Annotated in this window: 26 protein-coding genes and 1 pseudogene; 16 read left to right on the top strand and 11 right to left on the bottom strand. The window is 66.7% G+C overall.

The features are described from left to right. Positions 1-47: 47 nt before the first annotated feature. Genes C7443_RS15440 through C7443_RS15455 form a run of 4 tightly spaced genes read right to left on the bottom strand, consistent with a single transcriptional unit; the run spans position 48 to position 2,096 of the window. Entirely contained in the window at positions 48-917 is an 870-nt protein-coding gene (locus C7443_RS15440) for a peptidylprolyl isomerase (RefSeq protein WP_110019523.1), read from the bottom strand. Positions 918-927: 10 nt separating this feature from the next. Then, positions 928-1,209 (bottom strand): BolA family protein, encoded by a 282-nt coding sequence (locus C7443_RS15445; RefSeq protein ID WP_110019524.1) that lies wholly within the window; start codon positions 1,207-1,209, stop codon positions 928-930. After that, positions 1,206-1,508, bottom strand: coding sequence for a YciI family protein (locus C7443_RS15450; protein WP_110019525.1), 303 nt, complete (start codon positions 1,506-1,508; stop codon positions 1,206-1,208). Before C7443_RS15450 ends, C7443_RS15445 begins: the two co-directional genes overlap by 4 nt. 45 nt (positions 1,509-1,553) lie before the next feature. Continuing rightward, on the bottom strand, positions 1,554-2,096 hold the full coding sequence (locus tag C7443_RS15455) for a septation protein A (RefSeq protein WP_110019526.1): 543 nt from the start codon (positions 2,094-2,096) through the stop codon (positions 1,554-1,556). Positions 2,097-2,299: 203 nt separating this feature from the next. Between C7443_RS15455 and C7443_RS15460 the strand changes: the two genes are divergently transcribed. The 6 genes and pseudogenes from C7443_RS15460 to rluB form a co-directional block, all read left to right on the top strand. Next, the gene (locus C7443_RS15460) at positions 2,300-2,929 is read left to right on the top strand and encodes an L-threonylcarbamoyladenylate synthase (RefSeq protein WP_110019527.1); all 630 of its coding nucleotides are present in this window, start codon (positions 2,300-2,302) and stop codon (positions 2,927-2,929) included. A 32-nt stretch (positions 2,930-2,961) separates the two neighbouring features. Next, positions 2,962-3,624 carry a site-2 protease family protein gene (locus tag C7443_RS15465; RefSeq protein WP_110019528.1) on the top strand — a complete coding sequence of 221 codons (663 nt, stop codon included), beginning with the start codon at positions 2,962-2,964 and terminating at the stop codon, positions 3,622-3,624. Between the two features lie 45 nt (positions 3,625-3,669). Next, positions 3,670-4,695 carry a tryptophan--tRNA ligase gene (locus C7443_RS15470; RefSeq protein WP_110019529.1) on the top strand — a complete coding sequence of 342 codons (1,026 nt, stop codon included), beginning with the start codon at positions 3,670-3,672 and terminating at the stop codon, positions 4,693-4,695. 3 nt (positions 4,696-4,698) lie between these two features. Next, complete coding sequence (locus C7443_RS15475; RefSeq protein ID WP_110019530.1) at positions 4,699-5,514, top strand: segregation and condensation protein A; 816 nt, start codon at positions 4,699-4,701, stop codon at positions 5,512-5,514. A gap of 85 nt (positions 5,515-5,599) precedes the next feature. Next, positions 5,600-6,220, top strand: a complete 621-nt coding sequence (scpB, locus tag C7443_RS15480; protein ID WP_110019531.1) for an SMC-Scp complex subunit ScpB — start codon at positions 5,600-5,602, stop codon at positions 6,218-6,220. After that, positions 6,217-7,323: pseudogene (gene rluB / locus C7443_RS15485) on the top strand (23S rRNA pseudouridine(2605) synthase RluB); the annotation flags it as partial. The gene scpB and the pseudogene rluB, both read left to right, overlap by 4 nt. A gap of 483 nt (positions 7,324-7,806) precedes the next feature. Here rluB and C7443_RS15490 read toward each other — a convergent pair. From C7443_RS15490 to C7443_RS15520, 7 genes are all read right to left on the bottom strand, one after another. Beyond that, positions 7,807-8,550, bottom strand: a complete 744-nt coding sequence (locus tag C7443_RS15490) for a YciK family oxidoreductase (protein WP_110019533.1) — start codon at positions 8,548-8,550, stop codon at positions 7,807-7,809. A gap of 91 nt (positions 8,551-8,641) precedes the next feature. Next, a complete protein-coding gene (locus tag C7443_RS15495) occupies positions 8,642-9,490 on the bottom strand; it encodes a squalene/phytoene synthase family protein (protein ID WP_110019534.1) in 849 nt (282 codons plus the stop codon). 7 nt (positions 9,491-9,497) lie between these two features. After that, a complete protein-coding gene (locus C7443_RS20165) occupies positions 9,498-10,160 on the bottom strand; it encodes a hypothetical protein (protein WP_110019535.1) in 663 nt (220 codons plus the stop codon). Further along, a complete protein-coding gene (locus C7443_RS15505) occupies positions 10,157-10,819 on the bottom strand; it encodes an HAD-IA family hydrolase (protein WP_110019536.1) in 663 nt (220 codons plus the stop codon). Before C7443_RS15505 ends, C7443_RS20165 begins: the two co-directional genes overlap by 4 nt. Before the next feature lie 11 nt (positions 10,820-10,830). Beyond that, a complete protein-coding gene (gene ubiG / locus C7443_RS15510) occupies positions 10,831-11,541 on the bottom strand; it encodes a bifunctional 2-polyprenyl-6-hydroxyphenol methylase/3-demethylubiquinol 3-O-methyltransferase UbiG (protein ID WP_110019537.1) in 711 nt (236 codons plus the stop codon). A gap of 31 nt (positions 11,542-11,572) precedes the next feature. Next, positions 11,573-12,892: a TRZ/ATZ family hydrolase gene (locus C7443_RS15515; protein WP_110019538.1), complete on the bottom strand. Its 1,320-nt coding sequence runs from the start codon at positions 12,890-12,892 to the stop codon at positions 11,573-11,575. A gap of 125 nt (positions 12,893-13,017) precedes the next feature. After that, positions 13,018-13,581: an OmpA family protein gene (locus tag C7443_RS15520; RefSeq protein ID WP_110019539.1), complete on the bottom strand. Its 564-nt coding sequence runs from the start codon at positions 13,579-13,581 to the stop codon at positions 13,018-13,020. A gap of 220 nt (positions 13,582-13,801) precedes the next feature. On the opposite strand from C7443_RS15520, the gene C7443_RS15525 reads away from it, so the two are divergent. The 10 genes from C7443_RS15525 (at position 13,802) to rpsA (ending at position 26,594) form a co-directional block, all read left to right on the top strand. Further along, positions 13,802-14,503 carry a response regulator transcription factor gene (locus C7443_RS15525; RefSeq protein WP_110019540.1) on the top strand — a complete coding sequence of 234 codons (702 nt, stop codon included), beginning with the start codon at positions 13,802-13,804 and terminating at the stop codon, positions 14,501-14,503. Positions 14,504-14,596: 93 nt separating this feature from the next. Beyond that, positions 14,597-15,655: an S-methyl-5-thioribose-1-phosphate isomerase gene (mtnA, locus tag C7443_RS15530; protein ID WP_110019541.1), complete on the top strand. Its 1,059-nt coding sequence runs from the start codon at positions 14,597-14,599 to the stop codon at positions 15,653-15,655. Between the two features lie 78 nt (positions 15,656-15,733). Next, positions 15,734-18,364, top strand: coding sequence for a DNA gyrase subunit A (gene gyrA / locus C7443_RS15535; RefSeq protein ID WP_110019542.1), 2,631 nt, complete (start codon positions 15,734-15,736; stop codon positions 18,362-18,364). 80 nt (positions 18,365-18,444) lie between these two features. Next, positions 18,445-19,527 carry a 3-phosphoserine/phosphohydroxythreonine transaminase gene (gene serC, locus C7443_RS15540; RefSeq protein ID WP_110019543.1) on the top strand — a complete coding sequence of 361 codons (1,083 nt, stop codon included), beginning with the start codon at positions 18,445-18,447 and terminating at the stop codon, positions 19,525-19,527. Between the two features lie 10 nt (positions 19,528-19,537). Continuing rightward, positions 19,538-20,626 carry a prephenate dehydratase gene (gene pheA, locus C7443_RS15545; RefSeq protein WP_110019544.1) on the top strand — a complete coding sequence of 363 codons (1,089 nt, stop codon included), beginning with the start codon at positions 19,538-19,540 and terminating at the stop codon, positions 20,624-20,626. 79 nt (positions 20,627-20,705) lie between these two features. Beyond that, positions 20,706-21,833 (top strand): histidinol-phosphate transaminase, encoded by a 1,128-nt coding sequence (gene hisC / locus C7443_RS15550; RefSeq protein ID WP_110019545.1) that lies wholly within the window; start codon positions 20,706-20,708, stop codon positions 21,831-21,833. Positions 21,834-21,868: 35 nt separating this feature from the next. Next, on the top strand, positions 21,869-22,729 hold the full coding sequence (locus C7443_RS15555; protein WP_110019637.1) for a prephenate dehydrogenase: 861 nt from the start codon (positions 21,869-21,871) through the stop codon (positions 22,727-22,729). Between the two features lie 93 nt (positions 22,730-22,822). Continuing rightward, on the top strand, positions 22,823-24,145 hold the full coding sequence (gene aroA / locus C7443_RS15560; protein ID WP_110019546.1) for a 3-phosphoshikimate 1-carboxyvinyltransferase: 1,323 nt from the start codon (positions 22,823-22,825) through the stop codon (positions 24,143-24,145). After that, positions 24,142-24,816, top strand: coding sequence for a (d)CMP kinase (cmk, locus tag C7443_RS15565; RefSeq protein WP_110019547.1), 675 nt, complete (start codon positions 24,142-24,144; stop codon positions 24,814-24,816). Before aroA ends, cmk begins: the two co-directional genes overlap by 4 nt. Before the next feature lie 107 nt (positions 24,817-24,923). Next, positions 24,924-26,594: a 30S ribosomal protein S1 gene (gene rpsA / locus C7443_RS15570; RefSeq protein ID WP_110019548.1), complete on the top strand. Its 1,671-nt coding sequence runs from the start codon at positions 24,924-24,926 to the stop codon at positions 26,592-26,594. The last annotated feature ends 130 nt before the right edge of the window (positions 26,595-26,724 follow it).

The raw sequence follows: 26,724 nt of genomic DNA on the forward strand, positions 1-26,724 counted from the left end.
AATAAAAAGCCCCGCCGTGGCGGGGCTGGTGCGGGCAGCAGGCGCGCTTACTTGACCTCGACCTCGATCTTGGCCTCGGACTTGAGCTTTTCCAGATAGTCGTTGACCAGCTTGCCCTGCAGCATCTGCGCGATCTGCGGGCGCAGCTCATCGAGGCTCGGCGGCGTCTTGTCGCGCGAGTCTTCGAGCTGGATCACGTGCCAGCCGAACTGGGTCTTGACCGGCTTCTCGGTGAACTTGCCCTTGTCGAGGCCGACCACCGCCTGCGCGAAAGGCTCGACCATCATGTCCGGCGTGAACCAGCCGAGATCGCCGCCCTGGTCCTTGGAGCCGTCCTTGGAGTTGGCCTTGGCCAGATCCTCGAACTTGGCACCCTTGTTCAGCTGCTCGATCAGTGACTTGGCCTTGGCTTCGTCGTCGACCAGGATGTGGCGGGCCTTGTATTCCTTGACCTTCATCATCGCCACGGCCTTGTCATACTCGGCCTTGATGTCGGCCTCGCTCGGCTGCGCAGTCTTCAGGTACTTGCGCACGGCGAAGGTCGCCAGCAGGTTGCGGCGCAGCAGGTCGAGCTGAGCGGCGATCTCCGGGTCCTGGGCGAGCTTTTCGGCATCGGCCTTCTGCACCAGCAGTTCCTGCATCACCAGTTCGTCGATCAGCTGGGTATTGCCATCTTCGGCGTTCGGGCCGGCGCCGGTTGCCGCCAGCTGGCGGGCGCGCTGCTGCTGGTAGGCGAGGAAGATGCTCTTCGGGATCGGCTGGCCGTTGACGGTGGCGACCGGGTCGGGCAGCGGCTGCGCCGCCGGCTGGGCAGCTGCCGGCTTCGGTGTGGCCGGAGCGTCTTCAGCCTGCGCGGCACCGAGCGCGAGAGTCAGGGACAGGCCGAGCACGGCCGGGGCGAAACGCTTGATCTGCATGGAGCTTCCTTTAGTGCGACTGCTGCAGTTCTTCGGGGGTTTGTGCCTTGATGCTCAAGGCATGGATTTCGTTCGGCATCAGGTCGGCGAGACAGTCGTGCACGGCGCGGTGGCGCTTGATCAGCGTCTGGCCGGCAAAGGCGGCGCTGACCACGTAGACGCTGAAGTGACCGCCGTCGCGCGGGTCGCGATGGCCGGCATGCTGCTGGCTGTCATCGCGGATCGTCAGCTGCAGCGGCGCAAAAGTGGCACGCAGACGTTGTTCGATGGCGTCGACACGCGGGCTGCTCATCGCGGGAATACCTGTTTGTACGGGCTGACTTCAACGCCAGCGTAGACGCCGGCGGCGACGTAAGGGTCGGCTTCGGCCCAGATGCGGGCGGCTTCGAGATCGTCGAACTCGGCGACGATCAGGCTGCCGCTGAAGCCCGCTTCGCCGGGATCGGGGCTGTCGATCGCCGGCAGCGGGCCGGCGGTGAGCAGGCGACCGGCGTCCTGCAGTGCCTGCAGGCGTTCGAGGTGGGCGGGGCGGGCGGCGAGACGCGCCGCCAGGCTGCCGGGCACGTCCCGGCCGTGTATCAGGTAGAGCATCCGCGGGAACTCCGGGGTGGGCTTGGGCAGGGGGCGAAAGCCGGTTCAGGTATCGGGTTGCTTGACGTGGCGGGCGAGCCACAGGCCCTGGCCGAGCACGAACAGCACGGTCAGTCCGAGCATGCCGAACAGCTTGAAGTTCACCCAGGTCTCGCGATCGTAGTGGAAGGCGACGTAGAGACTGGCCGCGCCGCTGAAGGCGAAGAAGGCGATCCAGGCGAAGTTCAGGCGCCGCCACAGCGCATCCGGCAGCTCCAGCTGCTGGCCGAGCATGCGCTGCACCAGCGGCTGCCCGCCGATCCACTGACTGCCGAGGAACACCAGCGCGAACAGCCAGTTGACGGCCGTCGGTTTCCACAGCACGAAGGTGTCGTCATGCAGCAGCAGGGTGATGCCGCCGAGCACCACCATCAGGCCGGCGCTGGCGATCGCCATTTTCTCGACGCGGCCCTCGCGCCACCAGGTCCAGGCGACGACCAGCACGCTGGCGATGATGGCCGCGCCGGTGGCGACGAACATGTCGTCGGCACTCAGCTTGAACGCTACGAAAAAGGCCACCACGGGCAGGAAATCGAGCAGGATCTTCATCGAGGAATCAGCAGGTCCGGCTGTTGAGGTGGGCGGCAGTCTAACCGAATCGCCGCAGGCCGGCTGAAGCGCGACTTAAGGTCACAGTCGGCCTGCGGCTGGCACGCTGGCCGGCCGGCGCATGTGCTTGCGGGCACTGGCGATTTGACCCTTGACCGGAGGCGGTGGCATGGTGCGCGCCACAGATATGCAGGGGCCGTACCATGAGCGAACGCATCGAGATCCATCCGGTCAATCCGCAGCCGCGGCTGCTGCGACGGGTGGTCGATTGCCTGCGCTCTGGGGGCGTCATCGCCTACCCGACCGATTCGAGCTACGCCTTCGGCTGCCAGATCGGCGACAAGGGCGCGCAGGAACGCATCCAGCGCATCCGCCGCCTCGACGAGAAGACCCACAACTTCACGCTGGTCTGCCGCGATCTCTCCGAGATCAGCACCTATGCCCGTGTCGACAATGCGCAGTTCCGGCTGCTCAAGGCGCTGACGCCGGGGCCGTTCACCTTCATCCTGCGCGCCACCCACGAGGTGCCGCGGCGCCTGCAGAACCCCAAGCGCAAGACCATCGGCATCCGCATCCCCGGACATCCGGTCGACAACGCCCTGCTCGATGAGCTCGGCGAGCCGATCATGAGCAGTTCGCTGCTGCTGCCTGGCGACGACTTGGCACTCGGCGATCCCAACGATGTCGAAGACCAGGTCGGCAGTCAGATCGACCTGATCATCGACGGCGGCCTGTGCGCGGTGCAGCCGACGACGGTGCTCGATCTGGTCGAAGGGCTGCCACCGGTGCTGGTGCGTCAGGGCAAGGGCGACGCCAGCGCTTTTCTCGACTGAACCTTTACCACCAGCGTCCGTATACTTCGCCGATGCCAGAACTGACCGATATCCAGCGCCTCGCCGTGATGGCTCTGCCCATCCTGCTCGCCATCACCCTGCATGAGGTCGCCCACGGCTGGGCGGCGCTGCGCTTTGGTGACACCACCGCACAGTCGCAGGGGCGGCTGAGCCTCAATCCGCTGCGCCATGTCGACCCGATCGGCACGGTGCTGGTGCCGCTGGTGCTGTTCTTCACCGCCGGCTTCATCTTCGGCTGGGCCAAGCCGGTGTCGGTGAGCATGTACCGCCTGCGTCAGCCGCGCCGCGACATGGCCTTCGTCGCGCTGGCCGGCCCGGGCGCCAATCTGCTGATGGCGCTCGGCTGGGTGTTGATGATGGTGCTCGGCGCCGTGCTCTCGCACACGCTGCCGATGCTCGGCCAGCCGCTGTTCTTCATGGGCCATGACGGCATCATCATCAACGTCGTGCTGGCGGTGCTCAATCTGCTGCCGCTGCCGCCGCTCGATGGCTCGCGTGTGCTCGCCGCGTTGCTGCCGGCACGCTACGGCGCGGCGATGTACCGCTTCGATCAGATCGGTCTGCTGGTGCTGGTGCTGCTGATGGCGACCGGCATGCTCGGGCGCATCATCGACCCGATGATCAATCTGGTGACCCACTTCTTCTACTGGCTGGTGCTGAACCTGCTGCGCTGAGCGGCGCGCACCCTGCCACAGCATCGAACCTCCGAGGCCGTTCCCTTGAGTACCGTCGTCAAACCCGCGCGCATCCTCACCGGCATCACCACCACCGGCACGCCGCACCTCGGCAACTATGCCGGTGCCATCGGCCCGGCGATCGCCGCCACCCAGGCCGGCGATGCCGAGTATTTCTTCTTCCTCGCCGACTACCATGCGCTGATCAAGTGCCAGGAGCCCGAGCGTGTCGAGCACTCGCGCCTGGAAGTCGCCGCGACCTGGCTGGCGCTGGGGCTCGATCCGCAGCGGGTGTGTTTCTACCGCCAGTCCGACATTCCGGAAATCCCCGAGCTGACCTGGCTGCTGACCTGTGTCACCGCCAAGGGGCTGATGAACCGCGCGCACGCCTACAAGGCGGCGGTGCAGGAGAACGTCGACAGTGGCGACGCCGATGCCGACAAGGGCGTCACCATGGGGCTGTTCAGCTACCCGATCCTGATGGCGGCCGACATCCTGATGTTCAACGCCACCCGCGTGCCGGTCGGCAAGGATCAGGTGCAGCACCTGGAGATGGCGCGTGACATCGCGCAGCGCTTCAACTATCTGTTCGGCGCCGAGTTCTTCGCGCTGCCGGAAGCAGTCGTCGATGAAGACGCGGCAGTGCTCGCCGGTCTCGACGGACGCAAGATGAGCAAGAGCTACAACAACACCATCCCGCTGTTCGTGCCGGCCAAGGAACTCAAGAAGCTGGTCAGCCGCATCGTCACCAACTCGCAGATGCCGGGCGAGCCGAAAGACCCGGACAGCTCGACGCTGTTCCAGCTCTACCAGGCCTTCGCCAGCCCGGTCGAGACCGCGGCGATCCGCCAGCGCTACGCCGAAGGCATTGGCTGGGGTGATATGAAGACCGTGCTGTTCGAGAAGCTCGATTCGGTGCTCGCGGGGCCGCGCGAGCGCTATGCCGAGCTGATCGCCAACCCGGCAGCGATCGAGCGCACGCTGCAGGAAGGCGCCGAGAAGGCCCGCACCATTGCGGCGCCGTTCATGCGCGAACTGCGCAGCGCCGTTGGCCTGCGCCGGCTCGGCTGAGGCGTGGACGACACGCTCGCCGCGCCCGCCGAGGGTGTCGCCGAGGCGCTGGCGCGCGTGCACGGCGAGCCGCTGACGCGGCTGCCGGATGATCTCTACATTCCGCCGGATGCCCTCGAAGTCTTTCTCGAAGCCTTCGAGGGGCCGCTCGATCTGCTGCTGTACCTGATCAAGCGGCAGAACCTCGATGTGCTCGACATCCCGATCGCCGAGATCACCGCGCAGTACATGGGCTACATCGAGCTGATGCGCGAGCTGCGCCTCGAACTGGCCGCCGAATATCTGGTGATGGCGGCCTGGCTGGCCGAGATCAAATCGCGTCTGCTGCTGCCGCGGCCGCCGGCCGTCGGCAGCGAGGATGCCGATCACGACCCGCGTGCCGAGCTGATCCGCCGTCTGCAGGAGTACGAGCGCTTCAAGCGTGCCGCCGAAGATCTCGACGCACTGCCGCGCCTCGATCGCGAGCTGTTCCAGGCCAGCGCACCGCTGCTGCGCCAGGAGCGTGTGCGCACGCCACCGGCGGTGGCGCTCGATGAACTGCTGACGGCACTGCGCGAGGTGTTCGCCCGCGCCGAATTGAGCGCCCACCACCAGGTCAGCCGCGAGCCGCTGTCGGTGCGCGAGCGCATGAGCCGGATTCTCGAACGAGTCGACGCCGTGCACTTCACCGTGTTCACTGATCTGTTCAGCGTCGATGAAGGGCGCCGCGGTGTCGTCGTCACCTTCATCGCCGTGCTCGAACTGATTCGCGAATCGGTGCTTGAGCTGGTGCAGTCAGAGCCTTTCGCGCCGATTTATGTGCGTCTGCGGACGGCCTGAGGCAGTGACGTAAAATCCTGCGCCGGCAGGCGTTTTCTCGCGTATGCTGCGCGCCCCCTGAGGTACAAGCCGACATGACTGCTCCGTGGAGCTGAAGAACATCATCGAAGCTGCGCTGCTCGCCGCCGGCGAGCCGCTGAGTCTGGAACGCATGGAATCGCTGTTCGCCGAGCACGAGCGTCCGGCGCGCGGCAGTCTGCGCGCGGCGCTGGCGGCACTGGCGGCCGATTGCGTCGGGCGCGGCGTCGAGCTGGTCGAGGTGGCCGGCGGCTGGCGGCTGCAGGTACCGGCGCGGCTGGCACCCTGGGTGTCGCGGCTGTGGGAGGACAAGCCCGGCCGCTATTCGCGGGCGACGCTGGAGACGCTGGCGCTGATCGCCTGGCGCCAGCCGATCACCCGCGGTGAAATCGAGGACGTGCGCGGCGTGGCGGTGAGCACGGCGATCATCAAGGCGCTGCTTGAGCGTGGCTGGATCAAGGTGCTCGGCCATCGCGAAGTGCCGGGCCGCCCAGCGCTGTACGGCACGACGCGCGAGTTCCTCGATCACTTCGGTCTCAAGAGTTTGTCCGAGCTGCCGGCACTGGCCGAGCTGCGCGACCTGGACACCATCGGCGCCGAACTCTACGGCGCCACCCCGGCGGCCGTTGCTGCCGCCGATGCCGACGCCGCCGCGTCGGCTGACCGTTCATCCCCGGAGTCACCATGAGCGAACGACTGCAGAAATACCTTGCCGACCTGGGCTATGGCTCGCGGCGCACCATCGACGACTGGATCGCTGCCGGCCGCGTGACGGTCGACGGCCGCACCGCCGTGCTCGGCGAGCGCATCCAGGGCGGCGAGGCCATCGCCGTCGACGGCCGGCCGCTGCGGCCGAGCCAGCAGGTGCGGCGCTGCCGCGTGCTGGCCTACTACAAACCGGAAGGCGAGCTGATCACCCGCGACGATCCGGAAGGCCGGCCTACAGTGTTCGAGCATCTGCCACCGCTGCGCGGCGGCCGCTGGATCGCCGTCGGTCGCCTCGACATCAATACCCAGGGCCTGCTGTTGCTGACCAACGACGGCGAGCTGGCCAACCGCCTGATGCATCCGTCGTCGGAGATCGAGCGTCAGTACGCGGTGCGCGTGCTCGGCGAGGTCGGTCCCGACACCCTGCAGCGACTGCGCGACGGCGTGCTGCTCGAAGACGGCCTCGCCCGCTTCGATGACATCGTCGATGCCGGCGGCCAGGGAGCCAATCACTGGTATCAGGTGATCCTGCGCGAGGGCCGCAACCGCGAGGTGCGGCGCATGTGGGAGTCGCAGGGCGTCAAGGTCAGCCGGCTGATGCGGGTGCGCTATGGCTGCGTCGAATTACCGCGCGGTCTGCATGCCGGGCGCTGGCGCGAGCTCGACGATGAGGCGCTGAACGCCCTGCGCACCCTGGTCAGCCTGCCCGTGCAGGAAGCGGAGGCGCGGCCGCCGCGCGGCCCGGCCCGCATGGGGCAGCGCCCGCAGAGCGGGCCGCGCCAGCCCGGCCGGCGCAGCGACGAGGGCGTCGGCGGTTTCAGCAATGCGCCGCGCGGAACGCGTCCGCCGCGTCGCGGTGCGGCGGAGGAGTCTCGTGACAGCGAGCGCAGCGGGCCGGTCGGTCGGCCGCCTCGTGCGCGTCAGGACACGCGTCAGGACACAGGCCGCCGCTTTGGTGAGGGCCGGCCGGCTTCGACCCGTGGTGAAGCTCCCGCACGCGCGCCCCGCCGTTTCGAGGGCGCGACCGAAACGACGGCCCGGCCCCCGCGCCCGGCCAGAGGGGAGCGGCCGGCGTCGCGCAATGAGTCCCGGGGCAGTGATGAACGTGCGTCGCGCGGTCGTGGCGAGCGCGCGGCGCAGCCGCCACGGCGGGACGCTGAAGAGCGTCGCGGGGCCGGTTTCGGCAGCGGGCGGCCGCGCGCGCCTGCCGGCGGTGAACGCGAACGGACTGCCGGGTCGCGTGCCGGATCGTCGTGGTCAGAGCGAGCGGCTCGGCCGGGCGCCGCTGCCGCCGGTGAGCGTGGTCGCACTCGCAACGATCGCCCGGCCCGCGAGGAGCGCGCAGAGTCTGCCGCCGCGCGGCCCTCGCGACCGAACCCGGCACGGCCGTGGAAAAACCGGCTGGATGAGGATGCTGCCCGTCGTCGCAGCAGCACGGCTCCGGCTGCAGTGCGTCCGCTGAGCGGTCGGGCCAAGCTCGGCCTGAAGAAAAAGCGCGACGACGACGCCGCAGAGTGACGGTGCGGTGGGCACTGCCGGACATGTGCGCCGGCAGTGCCGTGAGGCTCAGTGCTGGGCGTGCAGCAGCTGGCCGCGCACTTCGCGGCTGTCGGGGCCGAGCAGATACAGATAAGTGTCGATGATGCTGTCCGGCAGCGGCCAGACTTCGGGTTCCATGCCGGGGTAGGTACGTATCCGCAGGTTGGTGCGTACCGGCCCGGGGTCGATGGTATTGACGCGGATGTGAGTGTTGGCTTCGACTTCTTCGGCGAGCATCTTGGCCATAACCTGCACGCCGCCCTTGGCGACGGCGTAGGCGCCGTAGTAAGCCTTGCCGGCATCGGCGACGGCATCGGTGGTGAAGATCACCGAGGCGTCGTTGGCGCGGTTGAGCAGGCCGAGCAGCTCATGCGTCATCATGAAGGGCGCGTTCAGATTGGTCTGCATGACGCGGAACCACATTTCGAGGTCGTAGTTGGCCAGCGGCGTCAGCGCGCCGACCCAGCCGGCGTTGTGCACCAGACCGTCGAGACGGCCGAAGTTGCTGTCGATCGCCGCGGCCAGATCGCTGTAATCCTTCGGTGAAGCCCCTTCGAGGTTCAGCGGGTAAAGCGCCGGCTGCGGGTGGCCGGCCTGTTCGATCTCGTCATAGACCGCTTCGAGTTTCTTGATGGTGCGGCCCAGCAGCACCACGGTGGCGCCGTATGTGGCGCAGGCGCGCGCCAGACAGCGGCCGATACCGTCGCCGGCACCGGTGATCAGGATGACTCGGTCGCGCAGCAGGTCGGGGGCGGGGGAATACGGCTGCATCTTGGTTCTCCGGGCGCGCTGGCGCTGCTTATTCTCATGCGGTGGGGCCCGATTCTAGCCCAGCGCCGGCCTGCCCCGGGACTGCCTGTGTCTACAGCCGCTGGCGGCGTGCCCGCCGGTGTGCGCTCCAGGCCAGCCACAGCGTGCGCAGCGGCGTCAGCTCGACGCGATATTCGAGCAGCCGCAGGCCGTCGGCTTCCATTTCATCGATCAGTGCGCCCGTCAGCCGGGCGCGTACGACCAGCGGACGCTGGCTGGTGATCTCCGTTTGCGGCAGCAGCGACAGGGCGCGGGCCAGGGTTTCACGGATGCGTGCGAGCTGCTGGCCGAACAGCGCCTGCACCGCCGGCGTGGTGTCGGTGCCCTGCAGTGCTTCGAAAGCAACGCCGTGCCGCTGCAATTCGTCTTCCGGAATGAAGCAGCGTCCGCGCAGCGCGTCGGCGCGCACTTCGCGCAGGTTGTGCAGCAGCGCCAGCGCCATGCCGAGTTCGTGGGCAAAGCGCAGCACGGCACGGTCCTGATAACCGAGCAGCTCGCTTGCCAGCTGGGTCGGTGTGCTGCCGGTGCGATGGCAGTAGGGGGTCAGCTGCGCGAGCGAAGGGTAGATGTCGTATTCGAGCGGCATCGCCACGCCGTCGATCAGCTCGACGAACGCGTCGCGTGCCAGCGGCCGGCGGGCCAGATGCGGAGCCAGCGCCTGGGTGACGGGATGGCGCGGCGTGTCGGCGTACAGGCGCTCGATTTCCTCGCGCCACCAGTCGAGTTTGGCCTGGGCCACGGCGGCTTCCCGGCATTCGCGCGGCACATCGCCGATTTCCCGTTCGAGTGCCCACAACGCGCTCAGCGCGGCCCGCGTGTCGGGTTCGGTCGACAGCAGGCAGTAATGCAGCAGGGAGCCGGGGGGCGTCGCCTTGTCGACGCAGTAGAGATCAGGGTTCATCACAAGCTCACGGGTGCGTGCGGGTTTCGCGCTGCGGGCGGATGCCGTGCCACAGCGCCTGCGCGCCGAGGCGCAGCCAGTGGCGGGCGGCAAACGGCTGCAGGGCCGATGGATCGAGGGCGCGCAGGCGCAGGATGCGCTCATCGGCGGCCAGCAGTGCCAGGCGCAACAGAAAACCGGCGCGTGCGGGCAGGCGGCGGGCCAGCGGCGAACCGGCGCGTAGCAGCCGGCGGGCACGATCGACATTGGCCTGCATCAGCGCCGGATTGACCAGTCCGCTGCCGAGTGCGGCGATGCTGCTGCGATGACGGGCAATCTCGTCGAGCGCCAGCCAGGGTATGCCGTGACGGCAGTCGCTCTGCAGCTCGGTGAGCTGGGCGAGCAGCCAGGCGGCGCTGGCCAGTGCGGTGGCCTGGCCGCGCGCGAGTTCATCGTCGCAGCCCAGGCAGGCAAGCGCGCGCAGGGCATACGGCGTCCACGGCGCGCGGGCGGCGATCAGCAGCGTGGCCACGTCTGCAAACGGCGGCGTCGGTGTAGGATCGGCGGTCGCTGCCGGGGCGGCCGCGCGTTCAGCGTCGAGCGCCTGCCAGGCATGGCGTATCGCGCCCGGAATCCAGGGCTGCAGCGGGTTTGGCAGCAGGCTGTTCAGGAAGGCGGTGGCATCGCTCACGTGCGGGTATCCAGCCAGGGCAGCAGGTCGAGCGGCTGATCGAGCAGGCCGTCGGCGAACCAGCGTTCGGGTTGCTCGTAGCGTTCGATGTAGCCATAGCGTGCGACCAGCGTATACATGCCGGCGCGGCGTCCGGCGGCGATGTCGCGCTCGGCGTCGCCGACATAGCAGCAGGTGTGCGGATCCAGACCGGCCTGTTCGCAGGCATAGCGCAAGGGGGCCGGATCGGGTTTGCGCACTGGCAGGGTGTCGCCGCTGACGATGACGATGGCCTCCGTTGACAAGCCCATGGCCTCGATCAGCGGTACCGCCAGCCAGCCGGGTTTATTGGTGACGATGCCCCAGTGCACACCGCGCTTGGCCAGCCCTTCGAGGGTTTCCGGCACGCCGGGATACAACGCCGTGTGCAAGGCCAGTCCTTCCCGGTAAAAGCCGAGGTAGCGGGCGCGCAGGCGGTCGAAGTCGGGGGCGCCGGGGCGGATGTCGAAGGCCGCGTGCAGCAGTGCGTTGGTGCCATGCGAGGCGACGTTGCGCAGGCTCAGGTACGGCAGCGTTTCGAGGTTTTCCTCGGTGCGCAGGCGGTTCAGCGCGCCGACCAGGTCCGGAGCGGTGTCGAGGAGCGTGCCATCGAGATCGAACAGAACACACTGGATATCCATGATGTGGTTCTCTACTGCACGTTGCGCACGCCGTGCACGAGGTAATTGACGTCGACACCCGGCCCGAGGTGATAGCTGCGCAGCAGCGGGTTGTAATGCATGCCGGTCATCTCCCGCAGTTCGATGCCGCTGGCCGCGCAGGCGCTGGCAAGCTCCGAGGGGCGGATGAACTTGGCGTAATCGTGCGTGCCGCGCGGCAGCATGCGCAGCAGGTATTCGGCGCCGATGATGGCGAGCATCCAGGCCTTGGGTGTGCGGTTGATCGTCGAGAAGAAAACATGACCGCCGGGGCGTACCAGCTGGGCGCAGGCGGTAATCACCGAGGCCGGGTCAGGGACGTGTTCGAGCATCTCCAGACAGGTGACGACGTCGAATTCGCCCGGATGGGCCACCGCGAAGGCTTCGGCGGTGCTGTGCTGATAGTCGACGAACAGGCCGACTTCACGCAGGTGCAGGCGGGCGACGGCGAGTGGCGCTTCACCCATGTCGATGCCGGTGACCTCGGCGCCGCGCTCCGCCATGCTCTCGGCGAGGATGCCGCCGCCGCAGCCGACATCAAGCACGCGCTTGCCGGACAGCCCGCCGACGCGCATATCGACGAAGTCCAGCCGCAGCGGATTGATGTCATGCAGCGGCTTGAATTCGCTGTCCGGATCCCACCAGCGGCTGGCGAGGGCCTCGAACTTGGCGACTTCACTGTGATCGACGTTGACGCTGCTCATGACGGTGTCCCTCTGCGGAAAGTGCGCGATTTCAGTGCGCGGTGGCGATCTGTGTACGCCAGTGCTCGGCGCGGGCCAGCAGCATCTCGCGGTCGAGCGTGGTCAGCTCGCGGTGGCGCAACAGCTGGCGGCCGCCGACCCAGACGTCGCTGACCTGATGACGGCCGCTCGCGTAGACGATCTGTGAAATCGGGTTGAACAGCGGTTGGCTTTCGAGATCGCCGAGATCGACGGCGATGACATCGGCCCATTTGCCGGGTACCAGCGAGCCGGTCTGTGCACCGAGGCCGATTGCCCGCGCGCCGTTCAGCGTCGCCATGCGCAGCGCCTGGTGTGCCGGCACGGCGCTGGCGTCATTGGCCACTGCCTTGGCCAGCAGAGCCGCACTGCGCATCTCGCTGAACATGTCCAGATCGTTGTTGCTGGCGGCGCCGTCGGTGCCGAGTGCGACGTTGACGCCGGCAGCGTCCAGGCGTGCTGTCGGGCAGAAACCCGAGGCGAGCTTGAGATTGGATTCCGGGCAGTGCACGACACTGACGCCGGTGTCGGCGAGCCGGGCGATTTCGGCATCATCGAGCTGCGTCATGTGCACGGCCATCAGTGCCGGCGACAGCAGGCCGAGACGGTCGAGCTGCTGCAGCGGCCGGCAGCCGTGTGCCTGCTCGAACTGGGTGATTTCGCCGGCGGTTTCGTGCACGTGCATGTGGATCGGGGCATCCAGCTCGTCGGCGAGTGCGCGGATGCGTGTCAGCGTGGCCGCACTGACGGTATACGGTGCATGCGGCGCGAAGCAGAAGCTCAGCAGCGGGTCGTGGCGCAGTGATTCGCGCAGGACGAGGCCTTTGGCGAGGTAGTCCTCGGCGTCAGTGGCCCAGGCGCTCGGAAATTCGATGACGATCATGCCGATGCTGGCGCGCAGTCCGGCCGCTGCCAGCGCGCGGGCACTGACGTCAGGGAAAAAGTACATGTCGTTGACGCAGGTGACGCCGCCGCGGATCAGTTCCGCGGCCGCCAGTTGCGTGCCGTCATGGACGAAGGATTCGCTGACCCAGCGTGCCTCGGTCGGCCAGATGTGCTCCTGCAGCCAGCGCATCAGCGGTAGGTCATCGGCAAAGCCGCGCAGCAGATTCATCGCCAGGTGGGTGTGTGCGTTGACCAGGCCGGGCAGCAGGCAGTGCGTCGGCAGCTGCAGGCTCTGACGGGCGGCGTAACGCAGCGGAGCAACGTCGGCTGGCAGCAGATCAAGGATACGCCCCTGGTCGATGGCGAGGGCAATCCCTTCGAGCACGGTGCCTTCGGGTTCGACCGGTACGATCCAGCGCGGAAAGATCAGGGTGTCGATGGTCTGCATGGCGGACTCGGGGCGGGTGCTCGGAGCGACGGATTATAACGATGCGGCGGCGGCGTCTGTTCCAAACAAAAACGCCCCGGCGCGAGGCCGGGGCGTTTCGGGGTGACGAGGCGAGAGCAGCGCGCTTACTTCGCTTCGTTCTCGGCGTCGACAGTGATCTCTACGCGACGATTCTGGGCGCGGCCAGCGGCGGTGGCGTTGTCGGCGATCGGCTGGGACTCGCCCATGCCCTTGGCCGTGATGATGCCGGCCGGCACGCCTTCGGCAACCAGATACTCCTTCGCGGCGCTGGCGCGGCGCTCGGACAGACGCTGGTTGTAGGCGTCAGTTCCCTTGCTGTCGGTGTGACCGACGATCAGGATGCCGTCGACCTTGGTGCTCTGCTTCATTTCGGCAACGAGATTGCCGAGGGCAGCCTTGCCGGCCGGCTTCAGCACTGCCTTGTCGAAGTCGAAGTTGGCGTCGGCAGCCAGCGTGACGGTCTTGCTGGTGCGGACCATCTTCTTCGGTGCGCCGCAATCAGGATGCTCGACACCGCCGATCGACAATACGCACTTGCCGTACGGATCCTTGACCGCGGCGCCGTACGGGTCGGTGACGACCAGATCGGCGGCCAGCGCTGGTGCGGCAGCCGCAATAGCGACGGAGGCGGCCACTGCCAACGCAATGTTGTTAAGCTTCAGTTTCATCGTCTAACCTCCAGGTCACTGCGAGCAAGTCCGGTTCGGTAAGAACAGCCGGGGTTGGCACGCATGCAGAAATTTCACCCTCGGCCAGTCTTAGACACAGCTAAATACATCTAGGCACCGACCGGAGTATATCGGAAAAAACGCCTTTCCTAGTGCTGGATGATACACGGCTGTGTCAGAATTGCAAAAAGTGTTGCGGAATGAATAAAGGGAGGTCACTTTGCGCATCGCTCTACTAGAGGATGATCGAGCCCAGGCCGAGATGATGCGTGCGTGGCTGGTCGAAGGGGGGCACGACGTCCAAGTCTATGCTCTGGGCAAGGCGCTGGTTCGTGAGCTCGGCCGTGACTCCTTCGATCTGGTCGTGCTCGACTGGATGCTGCCCGATACAGATGGCATTCAGGTGCTCAAGTGGATTCGTGAGCACGTCGAGTGGCCGATGCCCGTGCTGTTCGTGACCGGCAAGGACGAGGAGGACGATATCGTCAAGGCGCTGGACAACGGCGCCGATGACTACATGGTCAAGCCGGTCAAGCGCATGGAGCTGCTGGCCCGGCTCAAGGCGGTATCGCGGCGTGCGGTGGCGCAGGACGACGGTCAGAAAGTATTTGATTTCGGCTTGTATACGGTCGATCTCGGTACCCGTTCGGTCAGCTTTCGCGGCGAACCGATTGAGCTGACGCAGAAGGAATTCGATCTGACGGTGTTTCTGTTCCGCGGTGCCGGGCGGGTGCTGTCGCGCGGGCACATCCTCGAAAGCGTGTGGGGGCGCAGCCCGGATCTCAACACGCGCACGGTCGACACCCATGTCAGCCGCATTCGCAACAAGCTTGATCTGCGTCCCGAGCACGGCTGGCAGCTGAAGGCTGTCTACCAGCACGGCTATCGGCTGGAAGCGGTCGAGATCCCGGCAGTGGAGTGAGCCGGGCTGTGGCGGCAAGGGTATGCCGCGACCGCCGTCGCAGGCTTTGCGGTGTATGCTCCCCAGCCCTTTGGCTGCCGTGAACGCCTGCTCATGACTCTGCTCGACCATGACCGCATTCGCGCCGTCGTCTGGCGTGATGGCTCGCTGGAGCTGCTCGACCAGCGTCGCCTGCCGCAGTGCGAAGCATTCCTGCGCTTCAACGAAGCGCCTGCTGTTGCCCAGGCAATACGCAATATGGTCGTGCGCGGCGCGCCGGCCATCGGTATCGCCGCCGCTTATGGCGTTGTGCTTGCGGCACGCCATGCGTTCGCGACACATGGTGATGACTGGCAGGCGGCGGTGCGCGGCGATCTGCAGTGCCTGGCAGCGGCGAGGCCGACGGCCGTCAATCTGTTCTGGGCGCTGGCGCGCATGCAGCGCTGTTTGGATGCGCTGGCGCCGAACGTGGACCCGCTACTGGCTCTGCTGGCCGAGGCCGATGCCATCCTCGCCGAGGACATCGCCGCGAACCGGCGCATGGGCGAACTGGGGGCCGGTTTGATCGATGCCGGCAGCGCGGTGCTGACCCATTGCAATACCGGATCGCTGGCCACCGGGGGGTTTGGCACCGCGCTCGGGGTGATCCGCGCCGGCTGGACGGCGGGACGCATCGAAGCCGTCTTCGCTGATGAGACCCGCCCGTGGCTGCAGGGCGCGCGGCTGACCGCATGGGAGCTGACGCAGGACGACATTCCGGTGACGCTGCTCGCGGAAGGCGCAGCGGCGCATCTGTTGCGCCAGGGGCGGGTGCGCTGGGTGATCGTCGGTGCCGATCGCATCACGGCTGATGGCTCGGTCGCCAACAAGATCGGCACCTACGGCCTGGCGATTCTGGCGCGCTACCACGGTGTGAAGTTCATGGTGGTGGCGCCGAGTTCGACGGTCGACATGGCACTGGCCAGTGGTGATGAGATTCCGATCGAGCAGCGCGCTGCCGACGAGCTGCTCAGCGTCGGCGGCGCGCGGGTGGCCGCCGATGGCGCCGGCGCCTGGAATCCGTCGTTCGATGTCACGCCGGCGGCGCTGATCGATGCGCTGGTGACCGAGCGCGGTGTCGTGCTGCAGCCCGATCGCGCCAAGATGCAGGCGCTGATGGGCGACGGCGTGTGATGCCCCCTGTGGTATGATTTCCGGCTTCCCCCGCGACCGTGGGGGAAGCGTTTCCCGCGGTTTCCAGGTTGTCCGTACATGGTTGATTTCGCCAAAGAAGTCCTGCCCGTCACGCTCGAAGACGAGATGAAGCAGTCGTATCTCGACTATGCGATGAGCGTGATCGTCGGGCGCGCCCTGCCCGATATTCGCGATGGGCTCAAGCCGGTGCACCGGCGCGTGCTCTACGCGATGCGTGAGCTGGGCAATGACTGGAATCGGCCGTACAAGAAATCGGCGCGCGTGGTCGGTGATGTCATCGGTAAGTACCACCCGCACGGTGATACGGCCGTCTACGACACCATCGTGCGCATGGCACAGCCGTTTTCGATGCGTTACATGCTGGTCGACGGCCAGGGCAACTTCGGTTCGATCGACGGCGATGCGCCGGCGGCGATGCGTTACACCGAAGTGCGCATGGCGCGCATTGCCCACGAGCTGCTCGCCGACATCGACAAGGAAACCGTCGACTTCGTCCCTAATTACGATGGTTCGGAATCCGAGCCCTCGGTGTTCCCGACGCGCGTGCCGAACCTGCTGGTCAACGGCTCGGCTGGCATCGCCGTCGGCATGGCGACCAACATTCCGCCGCATAACCTCGGCGAGGTCGTCGATGCCTGCGTCGCGCTGATCGACCGCCCGGAGATCGGCATCCTCGAACTGATGGAATTCCTGCCCGGGCCGGATTTCCCCACTGCCGGCCTGATCAACGGTTCGCGCGGCATCCGTGAGGCCTACCAGACCGGGCGCGGGCGCATCTACGTGCGCGCCAGGACTGAAATCGAGACCCACGCCCACAGCGGGCGCGAAGCCATCATCGTCACCGAGCTGCCATACCAGGTCAACAAGGCGCGGCTGCTCGAAAAGATCGCCGAGCTGGTGCGCGAAAAGCGGCTCGAAGGCATCAGCGAGCTGCGCGATGAGTCCGACAAGGACGGCATGCGCATGGTCATCGAGCTCAAGCGCGGTGAGGTGCCTGAAGTCGTTTTGAACAACCTGTTCCTGCATACGCAGATGCAGAGCGTGTTCGGCATCAACATGGTGGCGCTGCTCGACGGCCAGCCGCGGCTGCTCAACCTCAAGCAGATCCTCGAAGCCTTCATTCGTCACCGCCGCGAGATCGTCACCCGGCGCACGATCTTCGATCTGCGCAAAGCCCGCGAGCGTGCCCACATCCTCGAAGGTCTGTCGGTCGCGCTGGCCAATATCGACGAGATGATCGAGCTGATCCGCCGTTCGCCGTCGCCGGCCGAGGCGAAGGACGGACTGCTGGCGCGCGTCTGGGCCGCCGGCCCGGTGACGGCGATGCTGGAGCGCGCCGGTGCCAGCGCGTCGCGCCCGGAAGGGCTGGACGCCAGCTTCGGTCTGATCGACGGTGGCTACCGGCTGTCGGCCGCGCAGGCGCAGGCGATCCTCGATCTGCGTCTGCATCGCCTGACCGGACTGGAGCAGGACAAGATCCACGACGAGTATCGCGATCTGCTCGAACGCATCGCCGATCTGCTCGACATCCTCAGCAATGCCGATCGGCTGATGCAGGTGATTCGCGACGAACTCGGCGAGCTGCGTCAGCAGTACGCCGATCCGCGACGCACCGTCATCAATGACGCCCACATCGACCTGACGCTCGAAGACCTGATCTCCGAAGAGGACATGGTTGTCACGCTGTCGCACGCCGGCTACGCCAAGGCACAGCCGCTGACCGACTATCGGGCACAGCGCCGTGGCGGGCGTGGCAAGTCGGCGACCTCGATGAAGGACGAGGACTTCATCGACAAGCTGTTCATCGCCAATACCCACGACACCCTGCTGTGCTTCTCCAACCGTGGCCAGGTCTACTGGATCAAGGTCTATGAGCTGCCGCAGGCGAGCCGCAACGCGCGCGGCAAGCCGCTGGTCAACCTGCTGCCGCTGCAGGCCGGCGAGCGCATCACTGCCGTGCAGCCGGTGCGCGAGTTTGGCGAGGACCAGTTCCTGTTCTTCGCCACCAGCGCCGGCACGGTGAAAAAGACCCCGCTGTCGGAGTATTCGCGCCCGCGCACCGCCGGCATCATCGCCATCGACCTGCGCGATGGCGACGAGCTGGTCGACGTCGCCATCACCGACGGCCGGCGCGACATCATGCTGTTCACCGACGCCGGCAAGGCGATCCGCTTCGCCGAAACCGATGTGCGACCGATGGGGCGCAATGCCGCCGGCGTGCGCGGCATCCGCTTCAAGGAAGAGGAAGGTGGCGACGACGAGACCGTCGATCGCAGTGCCCGGGTCATTGCGCTGGTGGTGGTGGTCGCCGAGGGCGACATCCTCACCGTCACCGAGAACGGTTACGGCAAGCGCACGCCGCCCGATGAATATCCGCTGCGTGGCCGCGGCGGCCAGGGCGTGATCTCGATCCAGACCAGCGAGCGCAATGGCAGCGTCGTTGGCGCGGTGCAGGTGGATGCGTCGCACGACGTCATGCTGATCACCGACGGCGGCACCCTGGTGCGCACGCGCGTCGCCGAGATTTCCGTGCTGTCGCGCAATACGCAGGGTGTGCGCCTGATCCACGTGCAGGACGAGGAACGTGTCATCGCCGTCGAGCGCATCGAGACCGAAGGCGAGGAAGCCGAGGATGCGGAGGCTGAACCGGGTGATGTCGGTGAGGCCGGCGAGGACGCGACGCAATGAGGTGCCGCGCGGGCCGCGCGGCGCAGTGAGCAAGGCGCGGGCGATCGTCGATCCCGCCCGCTGCGGAGGAGCAGCAGTCGATGTCCAGGGTTTTCAATTTCAGCGCCGGTCCGGCGGTGTTGCCGGAGGCCGTGCTCGAACGCGCACGTGATGAGCTGCTCGACTGGCACGGCAGCGGCATGTCGGTGATGGAGATGTCGCACCGCGGCAAGGATTTCACCGCCATCGCTGCCAAGGCGGAGGCCGATCTGCGCCGCCTGCTCGACGTGCCGGACCATTACCGCGTGCTGTTCGTGCAGGGTGGTGCATCGCAGCAGTTCGCGATGGTGCCGCTGAATCTGCTGCCGCCGGGCGCCAGTGCGGATTATCTCGATACCGGCACCTGGTCGGTGAAGGCCATCGAGGAGGCCTCGCGGCTGGGCCGCGCGCACGTCGTCGCCAGCAGCCAGCCGACGCGGTACACGACGATCCCGCCGCGTGCCGACTGGCAGCTCGACCCCGAGGCCGCCTACGTCCACTACACGCCGAACGAGACCATCGTCGGCGTCGAGTTCCTGGAGGTGCCCGAAGTCGGCGACAAGCCGCTGGTCGCCGACATGTCCTCGACGATCCTGTCGCGGCCGATCGACGTGTCGAAATTCGGCCTGATCTATGCCGGTGCGCAGAAGAACATCGGTCCGGCCGGGCTGACGCTGGTGATCGTGCGGGAGGACCTGCTCGGTCATGCGCGCCGTGACTGCCCGACGATGCTCGATTACACGGTGTTCGCGCAGCACGACTCGATGTACAACACGCCGCCGACGTTCGGCTGGTATCTGGCCGGGCTGATCTTCGAATGGCTGCTGGAGCAGGGCGGTCTGCCGGCGATGGCCGAGCGCAACGCGCGCAAGGCCGGCAAGCTCTACGCCTACATCGACGCGTCCGGGTTCTACCGCAATCCGGTCGATCCGGCCTGCCGCTCGTGGATGAATGTGCCGTTCCGCCTCGCCGACGAGACGCTCGACAAAACCTTTCTCGCCGAGGCGGCCGCCGCCGGGCTGACGAGTCTGGCCGGCCATCGCATCGTTGGCGGCATGCGTGCAAGCCTGTACAACGCGATGCCGGAGGCGGGTGTCGATGCGCTGATCAGCTTCATGCGCGATTTCGTGCAGCGACGTGGCTGAGGGCAGCGGCATGGCGAGCGAGCAGGAACAGTTGCAGGCGATCCGCGATCGCATCGATGTGATCGACCGTCAGCTTCTTGAGCTGATCTCACAGCGGGCGCGCTGCGCGCAGGATGTCGCCAAGGTCAAGGAAGCCTTCGGTGATACCTCGACCTTCTATCGGCCGGAGCGCGAAGCCAAGGTGCTGCGCAAGGTCATGGAGCTCAATCCGGGGCCGCTGTCCGATGAGGAAATCGGGCGGCTGTTCCGCGAGCTGATGTCGGCCTGCCTGGCGCTGGAGCGGCCGCTGCGCATCGCTTTCCTCGGCCCGGAAGGCACGTTCACGCAGGCGGCGGCGCTGAAGCATTTCGGTCATTCGGCGCAGACCCTGCCGCAGCGGGCGATCGACGAAGTGTTCCGCGACGTCGAGGCGGGCGATGCCGATTACGGTGTCGTGCCGGTGGAAAACTCCACCGAGGGCGTCGTCAATTACACGCTCGACATGTTCCTGCAGTCGTCGCTCAACATCTGTGGCGAAGTCCAGCTGCGCATCCATCACCACCTGGCTGGCCTGGTTCCGGATCTCAAGCAGATCACGCGTATCTATTCGCACCAGCAGTCGCTGGCGCAGTGCCGCGAGTGGCTCGATGCCAATCTGCCCACGGTGCCGCGGGTGCCGGTCGCCTCGAATGCCGAGGCCGCGCGCGTGGCGCTGAACGAGCCGGGGTCGGCCTGCATCACCGGCCAGGGCGCGGTCGATATCTATCGACTGCCGGTGCTGATGCCGAATATCGAGGATCAGCCGGACAACACGACCCGCTTCCTGATCATCGGCAAGCAGCCGATTCCCGCGTCGGGTGACGATCGTACGACGCTGCTGGTGTCGTCCTACAACCGGCCGGGTTCGCTGCAGGCGCTGCTGCAGCCGCTGGCACGCTACGGCTTGACGATGACGCGCATCGAGTCGCGGCCGTCCGGCCGGGGCATGTGGGACTACGTGTTCTTCATCGATTTCGATGGCCATCAGGATGCGCCTGCGGTGCAGCAGGCACTGGCCGAATTGCGCCAGCAGGCGAGCCTGTTTCGTGTCCTCGGCTCCTATCCCAAGGGTGTGCTTTAACGCGCTGCCAGCGCGACTGGCGCACGACTACGCTTAACGCCGCCCGTGCCGGGCGGCGTGTCCTGGAGTTCAGACTGTCATGACCTGTGATTTTCTCGAACTGGCGGCGCCCGGTGTGCGCGGCCTGACGCCTTATCAGCCGGGCAAGCCGGAGAGCGAGCTGGCTCGCGAGTTCGGCCTCGATGAAGCCGATATCGTCAAACTCGCCTCCAACGAAAACCCGCTCGGCCCCAGCCCGCGGGCGCTGGCGGCAATCCAGGCCTGTCTCGATCATCTGCACCGCTATCCGGATGGTGGCGGTTATCTGCTCAAGTCCAAGATCAGCGAGAAATTCGGCCTGCCGCTGGATGGCATCACGCTCGGCAACGGCTCGAACGACCTGCTCGACATCATCGCCCGCACGTTCCTGACGTCCGCGCACAACGCGGTGATGTCGGCGCATGCCTTCGCGGTGTACCCGATCGCGACGCAGGCCGTCGGCGCCGAGCTGCGTGTGGTGCCGGCGAATGCCCCCGATCACGAGCAGCCCTACGGCCATGATCTGGCGGCGATGCGCGCGCGTATCGACGAGCGCACGCGCGTGGTGTGGATCGCCAACCCGAACAATCCGACCGGCACCTGGCTCGATCCGGCCGCCCTCGAAGACTTCGTCGCCGGCCTGCCGCCGACCACAGTCTGCGTGCTCGACGAGGCCTACATCGAGTTCATGGACCCGGCCCTGCGGCCGGATTCGCTGCATTGGGTCGCCCGCTACCCGCAGCTGATCGTCACCCGCACCTTCGCCAAGGCCTATGGCCTGCCGGGCGTGCGCGTCGGTTATGCGCTGGCGCATGCACAGGTCACCGATCTGCTCAACCGCGTGCGCGCGCCGTTCAACGTCAACACGCCGGCGCTGGTCGGCGCCGCGGCGGCGCTCGATGACGAGGACTACGTCGCTCGTGGCGTCGCCAACAACCGCGCCGGTATGGCGCAGTGGCAGCAGGGGCTGCGTGCGCTCGGCCTCGGCTGGCTGCCGTCGGCGGGTAATTTCCTCTGCGTCGACCTCGGCCGTCCCGGTCTCGAAGTCTTCAAGGCCCTGCTGCCGAAGGGCGTGATCGTGCGCCCGGTGGCCAACTACGGGCTGCCGAATTTCGTGCGCATCACTATCGGCACCGAGCGCGAGAACGCCATCGCGCTGCGGGCACTGGGTGAAGTGCTCGGTCGTTGAGCATTCGAGAGGATGGACTGATGGGCGATACGCTGCTGATCCCGCGACTGACCATCATCGGTGTCGGCCTGATCGGCGGCTCGCTGGCCCGCGCGCTGCGTCGTGCCGGCGCGGTGGGCGAGGTCGTCGGCTGCGGTCGCAACGAGCAGTCGCTGCGCCGCGGTGTCGAGCTCGGCGTCATCGACCGGTATACCAGTGATCCGGCGGCGGCAGTCGAAGGCGCGGACGTCGTCGTCATCTGTACGCCGGTGTCGGCGATGCGCGCGATGTTTACGGCGATCCGCGATCATCTCGCGCCGCAGGCGATCCTCACCGATGTCGGCAGCGTCAAGGGCTGCGTCGTCGCCGATGCGCAGGCGGTGTTCGGTAGTCTGCCGGAGCGCTTCGTCCCGGGCCATCCGATCGCCGGTACTGAAAACAGTGGCGTCGAGGCGTCGTTCGCGGAGCTCTATGAACGTCGCCGGGTGATCCTTACCCCGCATGTCGAAAGCGATGCCGCGGCCGTCGACCGGGTGCGGACGATGTGGCAGTGCTGCGGTGCCGAGGTGGTCGAGATGGGCGTGAGGCATCACGACGAAGTGTTGGCGGCGACTTCGCACCTGCCGCACGTGCTGGCTTACACCGTCGTCGATACGCTGGCATCGATGGACGACCGCGCCGAGATCTTCCGCTTCGCCGCGGGCGGTTTTCGCGACTTCACGCGCATCTCGGCATCCGATCCGGCGATGTGGCGCGACATCTGTCTGGCCAATCGCGATTGCCTGGTGCGCACGATCGACGAATACGTCGACAACCTGCAGCGCCTGCGCAGCGCGCTGATCGCCGGTGATGAAACCACCGTGTTCGAGACCTTCCGTCGCGCCAAGCACGCGCGCGACAACTTCTACCGCGACTGAAATCCGCGCGTCGCAACCGTGGCCCGAGCGCTGGCTTGGCGCCCGTTGCGACGCGGTGTACCTTGCCGCTCCCTTGCGTCGGTGGAGACTGTCATGTCCGAAGTCCGTTTCCTGATCCAGCCCGGAGGCTGCCTGCGCGGACGCATTCGCGTGCCGGGCGATAAATCCATCTCGCATCGCTCGATCATGTTCGGCTCGCTGGCCGAGGGTGTGACTGAAGTCAGCGGCTTTCTGGAAGGCGAGGACTGCCTGGCCACGCTGAACGCCTTTCGCGCCATGGGCGTCGCGATCGAAGGCCCGACGCAGGGACGGGTGCGGATTCACGGCGTCGGTCTGCACGGTCTGCGCGCGCCGGCGGCGGCGCTCGACATGGGCAATTCCGGCACCTCGATGCGGCTGATGAGCGGCATCCTCGCCGGCCAGGCCTTCGACAGCGTGCTGACCGGCGATGCCTCGCTGTCGAAGCGGCCGATGAAGCGCGTGACCGATCCGCTGCGCCTGATGGGCGCGCGCATCGACGCCAGCGAGCGCGGCACGGCGCCGCTGCACCTGCGCGGTGACAGCCATCTGCAGGGCATCGACTACGTGTTGCCGATGGCCAGCGCGCAGGTCAAATCCTGTCTGCTGCTGGCCGGTCTGTATGCGAGCGGTACCACGCGCGTCACCGAGCCGGCGCCGACGCGCGATCACACCGAGCGCATGCTCGAAGGGTTTGGGTATCCGCTGCGCCGCGAAGGCGAGCACACCTTCGCCGTCGAAGGTGGCCATCGCCTGCAGGCGACCAACATCGACGTGCCGTCGGACATTTCCTCGGCGGCGTTTTTCCTCGTCGGTGCCAGCATCGCCCCCGGTTCTGACCTGACCATCGAGCATGTCGGCATCAATCCGACGCGTACCGGTGTCATCGACATCCTGCGGCTGATGGGCGCCGACATCGAAGTGCTCAATGCCCGCCGTGTCGGCGGTGAGCCGGTGGCCGATCTGCGCGTGCGTGCCGCGCCGCTGCACGGCATCCGCATTCCCGAGGCCCTGGTGCCGCTGGCGATCGATGAATTCCCGGTACTGTTCGTCGCCGCGGCCTGTGCCGAGGGTGAAACCGTGCTCACCGGCGCCGAGGAGCTGCGCGCCAAGGAATCCGACCGCATCCAGGTGATGGCCGACGGCCTGCTCGCCATGGGCATCGACGCGCAGCCGACCGCCGACGGCATCGTCATTCAGGGCGGCGTGTTCCGTCAGGGCGCGGAGATCGCTACGCACCACGATCACCGCATCGCGATGAGTTTCACCATCGCCGCGTTGCGCGGCGCCGGGACTCATGTGATCCGTGATGCGGGCTTCGTCGATACCTCGTTCCCCGGCTTCGTCGAGCTGGCCCGCGGCGCGGGCATCGACGTGCGTGCGGAGCGCATGGCGTGAACCTGCCGGTGATCGCGGTCGACGGACCGAGCGGCGTCGGCAAGGGCACGCTGTGCCGGCGTCTGGCACAGGTGCTGGGTTTCCACCTGCTCGATTCCGGGTCGTTGTACCGGTTGACTGCGCTGGCCGCCGAGCGTGCCGGCGTCGATCTGGACGATGCCGCGGCGCTGGCCGCTGTCGCGGCTGCGCTCGACGTCGATTTCGCCAGCGGTCATGACGACCTGGTGGTGCGCCTGGCCGGCGAGGACGTCACTCTGGCGATTCGCAGCGAGGCGGCGGGGATGGCCGCCTCGCACGTGGCGGCGCTGCCGGCCGTGCGCGCAGCCCTGCTGCAGCGCCAGCGCGACTTCCTGCAGCCGCCGGGGCTGGTGGCGGACGGGCGCGATATGGGCACGACGGTATTCCCGCACGCCACGGTCAAGATTTTTCTTACCGCCAGTGCGGCGGAACGGGCGCGCAGGCGCTATAAGCAGTTGAGTGAGAAAGGTATCGATGCTAACCTCGCCGCCCTCGAAAAGGAGATCGCCGAGCGCGACGAGCGGGATGCCAGCCGTTCGGCGTCGCCATTGAAGGCGGCGGACGATGCTGTCGGCATCGATACCGACCACCTCGACATCACGGCGGTGTTCGAGCGGGCGCGGGCACTGGTCCGCGGGCGAATCGGGATTTAAGGGTTTTCCGGGGGCGCGGCATGGGGCCGTGCCGACAACGCAACTGAAGCGGCCGGCGGATGTTCACCAACGTCCGTGGTGTTTCATTTTTTCGAGTCAACAAGCACATGACTGAAAGTTTTGCCGAACTGTTTGAGCAGAGCCTGAGCCAGAGCCAGATGGTGCCGGGTTCGATCGTCACCGGCGTCGTCGTCGACATCCGTGGCGACTCGGTGGTGGTCAACGCGGGCCTCAAGTCCGAGGGTCTGATTCCGGTCGAGCAGTTCCTTGACGAGGATGGCGTCCTCGAAGTCAAGATCGGCGATGAAGTCGAGGTGGCGCTGGACGCCATCGAAGACGGTTTCGGCGAAACCCGCCTTTCGCGCGAGAAGGCCAAGCGCGCGCGCGTGTGGACCGTGCTGGAGAAGGCCTTCGAAGGCGACGAGATCGTCAAGGGCACGATCAGCGGCAAGGTCAAGGGTGGCTTCACCGTCGATATCGGCGAGATCCGTGCGTTCCTGCCGGGTTCGCTGGTCGATGTGCGCCCGGTCCGCGATGCGGCCTACCTTGAGGGCAAGGAGCTCGAGTTCAAGGTCATCAAGCTCGATCGCCGCCGCAACAACGTCGTCGTCTCGCGCCGTGCCGTCGTCGAGCAGGAATACAGCGCCGAGCGCGAAGCGCTGCTGGAAAGCCTGCAGGAAGGCCAGATCGTCAAGGGTGTGGTCAAGAACCTCACCGACTACGGCGCGTTCCTCGACCTCGGCGGCATCGACGGCCTGCTGCACATCACCGACATGGCGTGGAAGCGCGTCAAGCACCCGTCCGAAGTCGTCAATGTCGGCGACGAGGTCGAGGTCAAGGTGCTCAAGTTCGACCGTGAGCGCAATCGCGTCTCGCTCGGCCTCAAGCAGCTCGGTGACGACCCGTGGGTCGCGCTGGCCCGCCGCTATCCGGTCGGTACGCGTCTGTTCGGCAAGGTCACCAACATCGCCGACTACGGCTGCTTCGTCGAGATCGAAGAGGGCGTCGAAGGTCTGGTCCACGTTTCCGAGATGGACTGGACCAACAAGAACGTCAATCCGGCGAAGATGGTCAGCGTCGGTGACGAAGTCGAAGTCATGGTGCTGGACATCGACGAAGACCGCCGCCGTATCTCGCTGGGCATGAAGCAGTGCCAGTCGAATCCGTGGGACGAGTTCTGCGCGACCCACAACAAGAACGACCGCGTCGTCGGCAAGATCAAGTCGATCACCGACTTCGGCATCTTCATCGGTCTGGACGGCGGCATCGATGGTCTGGTGCACCTCTCCGACATCTCCTGGAACGTCCCCGGCGAAGAAGCCGTGCGTGACTACAAGAAGGGCCAGGAAGTCGAGGCCGTGGTGCTGGCTGTTGATCCGGAGCGCGAGCGCATCTCGCTCGGCATCAAGCAGCTGGAGAAGGATCCGTTCTCCAACTTCGTTGCCGACAATCCGAAGGGCTGCGTCGTCAAGGGTACGATCACGTCCGTCGATGCGCGTGGCGCCATGATCGATCTGGGCGGTGGTGTCGAAGGTACGCTGCGTGCCTCCGAGCTGTCCCGTGAGCGCATCGAAGATGCCCGCACGGTGCTGAAGGAAGGCGAGGTGATCGAGGCGAAGTTTGTCGGCGTCGATCGCAAGAACCGCACCATCACGCTGTCGGTCAAGGCCAAGGAATACGCGGAAGAAGCGGAAGTGCTGCAGGACTACGGTCGCAAGACCGTGACCGGCACCACGCTGGGCGACCTGCTGAAAGAGCAGATGGGCCGCGAGGACTGAGGTCCTCGCCCGCCTGCATCTGATAAGCCGGACGATTCCGGGACGGCGGCCTCTGTCGCGGAGGCCGCCGTCTCCGTTCGGGGCGCTTGCGCACCCGTCCCCCTTCCTTTTCGGTATGGGCTATCGGTGG

The organism is Plasticicumulans acidivorans, from assembly GCF_003182095.1.
Lineage (GTDB): Bacteria > Pseudomonadota > Gammaproteobacteria > Competibacterales > Competibacteraceae > Plasticicumulans > Plasticicumulans acidivorans.

Coding starts and splice junctions, on each gene's coding strand:
- C7443_RS15505 (WP_110019536.1), bottom strand. CDS start 10,819: ATGGATATCCAGTGTGTTCTGTTCGATCTCGATGGCACGCTCCTCGAC.
- C7443_RS15490 (WP_110019533.1), bottom strand. CDS start 8,550: ATGCAGCCGTATTCCCCCGCCCCCGACCTGCTGCGCGACCGAGTCATC.
- serC (WP_110019543.1), top strand. CDS start 18,445: ATGTCCAGGGTTTTCAATTTCAGCGCCGGTCCGGCGGTGTTGCCGGAG.
- ubiG (WP_110019537.1), bottom strand. CDS start 11,541: ATGAGCAGCGTCAACGTCGATCACAGTGAAGTCGCCAAGTTCGAGGCC.
- C7443_RS15495 (WP_110019534.1), bottom strand. CDS start 9,490: ATGAACCCTGATCTCTACTGCGTCGACAAGGCGACGCCCCCCGGCTCC.
- hisC (WP_110019545.1), top strand. CDS start 20,706: ATGACCTGTGATTTTCTCGAACTGGCGGCGCCCGGTGTGCGCGGCCTG.
- C7443_RS15450 (WP_110019525.1), bottom strand. CDS start 1,508: ATGCTCTACCTGATACACGGCCGGGACGTGCCCGGCAGCCTGGCGGCG.
- C7443_RS15515 (WP_110019538.1), bottom strand. CDS start 12,892: ATGCAGACCATCGACACCCTGATCTTTCCGCGCTGGATCGTACCGGTC.
- C7443_RS15455 (WP_110019526.1), bottom strand. CDS start 2,096: ATGAAGATCCTGCTCGATTTCCTGCCCGTGGTGGCCTTTTTCGTAGCG.
- C7443_RS15520 (WP_110019539.1), bottom strand. CDS start 13,581: ATGAAACTGAAGCTTAACAACATTGCGTTGGCAGTGGCCGCCTCCGTC.
- gyrA (WP_110019542.1), top strand. CDS start 15,734: ATGGTTGATTTCGCCAAAGAAGTCCTGCCCGTCACGCTCGAAGACGAG.
- C7443_RS15440 (WP_110019523.1), bottom strand. CDS start 917: ATGCAGATCAAGCGTTTCGCCCCGGCCGTGCTCGGCCTGTCCCTGACT.
- rpsA (WP_110019548.1), top strand. CDS start 24,924: ATGACTGAAAGTTTTGCCGAACTGTTTGAGCAGAGCCTGAGCCAGAGC.
- pheA (WP_110019544.1), top strand. CDS start 19,538: ATGGCGAGCGAGCAGGAACAGTTGCAGGCGATCCGCGATCGCATCGAT.
- C7443_RS15460 (WP_110019527.1), top strand. CDS start 2,300: ATGAGCGAACGCATCGAGATCCATCCGGTCAATCCGCAGCCGCGGCTG.
- aroA (WP_110019546.1), top strand. CDS start 22,823: ATGTCCGAAGTCCGTTTCCTGATCCAGCCCGGAGGCTGCCTGCGCGGA.
- C7443_RS15465 (WP_110019528.1), top strand. CDS start 2,962: ATGCCAGAACTGACCGATATCCAGCGCCTCGCCGTGATGGCTCTGCCC.
- mtnA (WP_110019541.1), top strand. CDS start 14,597: ATGACTCTGCTCGACCATGACCGCATTCGCGCCGTCGTCTGGCGTGAT.
- C7443_RS15445 (WP_110019524.1), bottom strand. CDS start 1,209: ATGAGCAGCCCGCGTGTCGACGCCATCGAACAACGTCTGCGTGCCACT.